5 protein-coding genes are annotated in these 6,218 nt (G+C 74.7%); all 5 read left to right on the top strand.

Going from position 1 to position 6,218, the window contains the following annotated elements:
* Positions 1-86 precede the first annotated feature (86 nt).
* Genes ilvN through ilvB form a run of 5 tightly spaced genes read left to right on the top strand, consistent with a single transcriptional unit; the run spans position 87 to position 5,881 of the window.
* Complete coding sequence (ilvN, locus tag K6U79_10445; protein ID MCL6522771.1) at positions 87-611, top strand: acetolactate synthase small subunit; 525 nt, start codon at positions 87-89, stop codon at positions 609-611.
* 32 nt (positions 612-643) lie between these two features.
* On the top strand, positions 644-1,699 hold the full coding sequence (ilvC, locus tag K6U79_10440; protein MCL6522770.1) for a ketol-acid reductoisomerase: 1,056 nt from the start codon (positions 644-646) through the stop codon (positions 1,697-1,699).
* A 24-nt stretch (positions 1,700-1,723) separates the two neighbouring features.
* A complete protein-coding gene (locus K6U79_10435; GenBank protein ID MCL6522769.1) occupies positions 1,724-2,917 on the top strand; it encodes a 2-isopropylmalate synthase in 1,194 nt (397 codons plus the stop codon).
* Positions 2,914-4,083, top strand: a complete 1,170-nt coding sequence (gene leuB / locus K6U79_10430; GenBank protein MCL6522768.1) for a 3-isopropylmalate dehydrogenase — start codon at positions 2,914-2,916, stop codon at positions 4,081-4,083. The genes K6U79_10435 and leuB overlap by 4 nt, the downstream gene beginning before the upstream one ends.
* 31 nt (positions 4,084-4,114) lie before the next feature.
* Positions 4,115-5,881, top strand: coding sequence for a biosynthetic-type acetolactate synthase large subunit (gene ilvB, locus K6U79_10425; GenBank protein ID MCL6522767.1), 1,767 nt, complete (start codon positions 4,115-4,117; stop codon positions 5,879-5,881).
* Positions 5,882-6,218 lie beyond the last annotated feature (337 nt).

The following is a 6,218-nucleotide window of genomic DNA, read 5'->3' as shown; positions in this document are numbered from 1 at the left end:
CCCCGCGGACGGGAGCCGCGGGGGCCGGCGGTCGAGGACCGGCGGCGGGCCGGGCGGGAGAGGCGGCAGGCGAAGGGGGTGAGGCCATGGAGTTCACGCTGGCGGTGCGGGTCGAGAACGAGCCCGGGGTTCTGGCCAGGGTGGCGTCGCTGGTGAGCCGCCGCGGCTTCAACATCGAGAGCCTGGCGGTCGGCCCCACGGAGGACGCCTCGGTGTCGCGGATCACGCTGGTCTGCAAGGGGGACGAGCGCGACCGGGAGCGGCTCCGCCGCCAGCTGGAGAAGCTGGTCGAGGTCCTGGAGGCTTGGCACGTGCCGGGCGACGGCTCGGTCCGCCGCGAGCTGGCGCTGGTGCGGGTGCGCGCCGATCCCGGCCGCCGGACCGAGTTGCTGCAGGTGGCGGGCATCTTCCGCTCGCGGGTGGTGCATGTCGACCGGAATTCGCTGGTGCTGGAGACGACGGGCGACCCCGAGAAGATCCAGGCCTGGCTGGAGGTGCTGGACGACTTCGGGATCGAGGAAGTGGCCCGCACGGGCATCGTGGCGCTGGACCGCGAGCGGCGCGCGATCCCGCAGGCGGAGTACGAGAGCCGCGAGGAGGCGGCCCTGTGAGCCGCCCCGACCGACGGACGGAGGGATGCGACGTGGGCAGGATCTGGTATGAGGCGGACGCCGATCCGCGGCTCCTCCAGGGGAAGACGGTGGCCGTCATCGGCTACGGCAGCCAGGGGCACGCGCAGGCCCAGAACCTGCGCGACCGCGGCGTCGAGGTCGTCGTCGGCGTCCGCCCGGGGCCGAGCGCCCGGAGGGCGGAGGCGGACGGCTTCGCCGTCTTCGACGTGGCCGAGGCCACCCGGCGCGCCGACATCGTCCACATCCTGGTCAACGACGAGGTGCAGCGCGAGGTCTACGAGAGCTCCATCCGGCCCCACCTGCGGCCCGGCATGGCGCTGGGCTTCTCGCACGGTTTCAACATTCACTACGGGCAGATCGTCCCGCCGCCCGACGTGGACGTCTTTCTGGTGGCCCCCAAGGCGCCGGGACACGAGTTCCGCCGCCTGGTCCGCGACGGTCAGGGCGTGCCCGCCCTCCTGGCGGTCGCCCAGGACGCCAGCGGGCAGGCCTGGGACCTGGGCTTGGCCTTTGCCTGGGGCATCGGCTGCACCCGCGCCGGGGTGATCGAGACCACCTTCCGCGAGGAGACGGAGTCCGACCTCTTCGGCGAGCAGGCCGTGCTCTGCGGAGGCGTCAGCGAGCTGATCAAGGCCGGCTTCGAGACGCTGGTCGAGGCCGGCTACCAGCCCGAGATCGCCTACTTCGAGTGCCTCAACGAGATGAAGTTGATCGTGGACTTGATCTACCAGGGCGGCCTGACCTGGATGCGCTACTCGGTCTCGGACACGGCCGAGTATGGCGACATGACGCGCGGACCGCGCGTCGTCGACGCCCACGTGCGCGAGAACATGCGCCGCCTCCTGGCGGAGATCCAGGACGGCAGCTTCGCCCGCGAGTGGATCCTGGAGAACCGCGCCGGGCGGCCGGTCTACCGCGCGCGCCAGCGCCAGGAGCGGGAGCACCCCATCGAGACGGTGGGCCGGCGGCTGCGCGCCATGATGCCCTGGACGGGGAACCGGCTTCCTCCCGACATGGAGGCGGCGAGCGAGAAGGCGACCGCGGGTGCCGCCGGCAGCGGCCGCTGAGGGCGCCGGGAAGGAGGGGCTCCGATGCGCAGGATCTACATCTTCGACACCACGTTGCGCGACGGCGAGCAGTCGCCGGGCGTCAACCTGCTGCCCGACGAGAAGCTGGAGATCGCCCGCCAGCTGGAGCGGCTGGACGTGGACGTGATCGAGGCCGGCTTCCCGGCCACCTCGGAGGGCGACTTCGAGGCGGTCTCCCGCATCGCGCGCGAGGTGCGCGGGCCGGTGATCGCCGCGCTGGCCCGCACCCACCCCGGCGACATCGATGCGGCGGCGCGGGCGCTGGAGAAGGCGGCGCGGCCCCGCATCCACACCTTCACCTCGTTCTCGCGCATCCACATCGAGCGCATGCTGCGCAAGACCGAGGAAGAGGTGCTGGAGATGAGCGTCGCCGCCGTGCGCCAGGCCCGGCGCTACGTCGACGACGTGGAGTTCAGCGGGCAGGACGCGGGCCGCGCCGATCCGGACTACATGGTACGCGTCATCGAGGCGGTGATCGAGGCCGGCGCCACGGTGGTCAACATCCCCGACACGGTGGGCTGGACGCTGCCGGAGGAGTTCGGCGAGCTGATCGCCACCATCCGCCGCCGCGTCCGCGGCATCGAGCGCGTCACCCTCTCCGTCCACTGCCACAACGACCTCGGCCTGGCCACGGCCAACACGCTGGCCGGGCTGGCGGCCGGCGCCGACCAGGCCGAGGTGGCCGTCAACGGGATCGGCGAGCGGGCCGGCAACACCTCCCTGGAGGAGGTGGTGATGGCCATCGCCGCGCGCGGCGAGCGGCTGGGCATGTACACCGGCGTCGACACGCGCGAGATCATGGCCACCAGCCGGCTGGTCAGCCGGCTGACCGGCATGCCCGTCCAGCCCAACAAGGCCATCGTGGGCGCCAACGCCTTCGCCCACGAGTCCGGCATCCACCAGGACGGCGTGCTGAAGGAACGGCGCACCTACGAGATCCTGGACCCCGAGGCGGTGGGCCTCGACGCCTCCAACCTGGTGCTGGGCAAGCACTCCGGCCGCCACGCCTTCGCCAGCCGCCTGGAGTCGCTGGGCTTCCGCCTGGAGCGCGACCAGCTGGAGGAAGCCTTCCGGCGCTTCAAGGCGCTGACCGACCGGAGCAAGGAGGTGCGCGACGGCGACCTGGTGGCGCTGGTCCAGGCCAGCCTGCGCGACTTCTCCCGGGCCGCGGCCGGCGGGGGAGGAGGGGCCGCTTGAGCCGGCCCTGGAGGCTTCTGCTGCTGCCCGGAGACGGCATCGGCCCGGAGGTGAGCGAGGCCGCCGGGCAGGTTCTGCAGGTGGTCGCCGCCCGCCTGGAGGAGCGCGACGGGCGGGGCCTGGAGGTCCGGCGCGGTCGCATCGGCGGCGACGCCCTCGACCGCGAGGGCGTCCCCTTGCCGGCCGCCACGCTGGAGGCGGCGCGCGACTCCGACGCCGTCCTCCTGGCGGCGGTGGGCGGGCCGCGCTGGGAGCACCTCCCCGGTCCCCTGCGCCCGGAGGCGGGGCTCCTGGCGCTCCGCCGCGAGCTGGGCGTCTACGCCAACCTGCGCCCCGCGGCCGTCTGGCCCGGGCTGGAGGCGCGCTCCCCCCTGCGCCCGGAGGTGGTGGCCGGCACCGACTGCCTGGTCGTCCGCGAGCTGACCGGCGGCCTCTACTACGGCCAGCCGCGTGGCCGCGGCGTCGGCACGGGCGGCGAGGTGCGCGCCGTCGACACCATGGAGTACACCGCCGAGGAGATCCGCCGCGTGGCCCACGTCGCCTTCCGGGCCGCGCGGCGGCGCCGGCGCCTGGTGACCAGCGTGGACAAGGCCAACGTCCTGGAGAACTCGCGCCTCTGGCGCGAGGTGGTCTCCAACGTGGCCGCCGACTACCCGGACGTCCGCCTGGAGCACCAGCTGGTGGACAGCGCCGCCATGCTCCTGGCCAGCCAGCCCTCGCGCTTCGACGTAATCCTGACCGAGAACCTCTTCGGGGACATCCTCAGCGACCTGGCCGGCGGCCTGGTGGGCAGCCTCGGCCTCCTCCCCTCCGCCAGCCTGGGCGACGGGCCGCCCGCTCTCTACGAGCCCGTCCACGGCTCGGCGCCGGACATCGCCGGGCAGGACCGGGCCAACCCGCTGGGCATGATCCTCTCCCTGGCCATGCTGCTGGAGCTCAGCCTGGAGGCGGCCTGGCTGGCGGCCGAGCTGCGGCAGGCCGTGGGCGCCGTGCTGGCGGAGGGCTGGCGGACGCCGGACATCGCCGGGCCGGGAGCGCGCCTGGCGGGCACGCAAGAGATGGGCCGGCGAGTGGCCCGCGAGCTGGAGCGCAGGACCGCGGACGCCGCGCCGGAGCCCCACCTGGCCGGCCGCGGCGGCTCCGGCGGGGCGGCCGGCGGCCGGTAGCCAGCGGAAGTTCTGGGAAGGAGGTGTCGCGATGCGCGCCAATGCAGCCGCCCAGCTCCTCCGCTGCCTGGAGGAGGAGGGCGTGGAGGTGGTCTTCGGTTATCCCGGCGGCGCCGTCCTTCCTGTCTACGACGCCCTGGTGGACGCGCCCATCCGGCACATCCTCGTCCGCCACGAGCAGGGTGCCGTCCACGCCGCCGACGGTTACGCTCGCGCCTCCGGGCGCGTGGGCGTCTGCCTGGCCACCTCGGGGCCGGGGGCGACCAACCTGGTGACGGGCCTGGCCACCGCCTACATGGATTCGGTGCCGGTGGTCGCCCTGACGGGCCAGGTGGCCCGCTCGCTGGTGGGTTCCGACGCCTTCCAGGAAGCGGACGTCATCGGCATCACCCGCGCCGTCACCAAGCACAACTACGCCGTCACGCACCCGTCCGAGCTGCCGCGCATCGTCCACGAGGCCTTCCACCTGGCGCGCAGCGGCCGCCCCGGCCCGGTGCTGATCGACCTGCCCAAGGACGTGGCCCTGGCCGAGGCGCCCTTCCCCCACCCCCAGGCACCGCCCGCGCGGCGCGGCTACCGTCCGCGGCTGGAGCCCGACCCGGCCGAGGTGGAGGCGGCGGCGGCGGCGCTGGCGGCGGCCGAGCGGCCGGTGGTGATGGTGGGCGGCGGCGTCGTCCACGCGGGCGCCGCCGGCGAGCTGCGGCGCTTCCTGGAGGCGACGGGCTTCCCCGCCGTCAGCACGCTGATGGGGCTGGGCGCCGTGGCCGCCGACGATCCCCGCCACCTGGGGCTGGTGGGCATGCACGGCACCTACGCCGCCAACCGGGCGGTCAGCCAGGCGGACCTGGTGCTGGGCCTGGGCCTCCGCTTCGACGACCGGGTGACGGGCAACGCCTCGCGCTTCGCCCCGCGGGCGCGGATCGTCCACGTGGACATCGACCCCTCGGAGATGGGCAAGAACGTCCGCGCCGACCTGCCCGTGCTGGGCGACCTCTTCCGCGTCCTGCCCCGTCTGCTGGAACGGCTGCTGGCCGCCTGGGCGCGCTCGGGGCGGCCCGACCCGCGGCCCTGGTGGGAGGCGCTTGTCGCCTGGCAGGCGCACCAGGGCTGGGATCTGCGCACGCCCATGGCGCTGGGCGGCGAGGGGGGCGAGCCGCTGCGCCCGCAGGGCGTCATCCAGCAGGTGGCCCGCTTCGCCGGCCCGGAGGCCATCGTCGCCACCGACGTCGGCCAGCACCAGATGTGGACGGCGCTGCTCTTCCCCTTCCGCCGGCCGCGCCAGCTGGTCACCTCCGGCGGCCTGGGGACCATGGGCTTCGGGCTGCCGGCGGCTATCGGCGCCCAGCTGGCGGAGCCCGAGCGCCCTGTCTGGCTGGTGACGGGCGACGGCAGCTTCCAGATGAACCTCCAGGAGATGGCCACGGCGGTCAACTACGGCCTTCCGCTGCGCGTGGTCATCGTGGACAACCGCAGCCTGGGCATGGTTCGCCAGTGGCAGGAGCTCTTCCACCAGGCCCGCTACTCGGCGGTGGCGCTGGAGCCGCTCCCCGACTGGGTCCGGCTGGCGGAGGCGTACGGCTGGCAGGGCTGGCGGGTGGAGCGTGCGGAGGAGCTGGAGCCGGCCCTGGCGGCTCTGGCGACGGCCAAGGGCCCGGCGCTGGTGGACGTGGTGGTGGACACGCAGGAGAACGTCTTCCCCATGGTGCCGGCCGGTGCCGCGCTGGAGGAGGTGCTTCTGGAGAGCCCCGGCCGCCGCCCGGGGCGGGCGGCCCAGACCGCCCAGCGGGCGGCGCGCTGAGAGGCTGGGCGCCGCGCCTCCCCCGGGCGCGGGCGCCGGAGGTCGGGGCGGCCGGAGCCGGCCGCCCCGTCTCGCGTTCTCTCGTCGCGCCCCGCCGCGGCGGGGCCGTCGGCCGGCTGCACCCCCTGGCGCCCGGCCGCCCGCGGCGGCGCCCGGGACCGTCCTCTCCTTCCCAGCGCCTGTGCCGCCCCCGCAACCCGGATTCCGCAGGTTGATCCCCTTCGTTCCGAAGGTTTACGCAGTATTTACGCCTTGCCCGGTTCGTCCCCGGCGGGGAGGGGAGCTACGCCCGCCCTCCCGCAGCCGCGCCTCCGGCCGGGCGGGCGCGCGCCGGGGG

This window comes from Bacillota bacterium, from assembly GCA_023511835.1.
In the GTDB taxonomy this organism is placed as follows: Bacteria; Bacillota; Sulfobacillia; order JAIMAT01; family JAIMAT01; genus JAIMAT01.
Note: the sequence above shows the minus strand (reverse complement) of the source record. Positions and strands in the feature narration are given on the sequence as shown.

Bases quoted from the DNA above. Each gene is read 5' to 3' on its own strand.
- ilvN (MCL6522771.1), top strand. From the start codon at position 87: ATGGAGTTCACGCTGGCGGTGCGGGTCGAGAACGAGCCCGGGGTTCTG.
- K6U79_10435 (MCL6522769.1), top strand. From the start codon at position 1,724: ATGCGCAGGATCTACATCTTCGACACCACGTTGCGCGACGGCGAGCAG.
- ilvB (MCL6522767.1), top strand. From the start codon at position 4,115: ATGCGCGCCAATGCAGCCGCCCAGCTCCTCCGCTGCCTGGAGGAGGAG.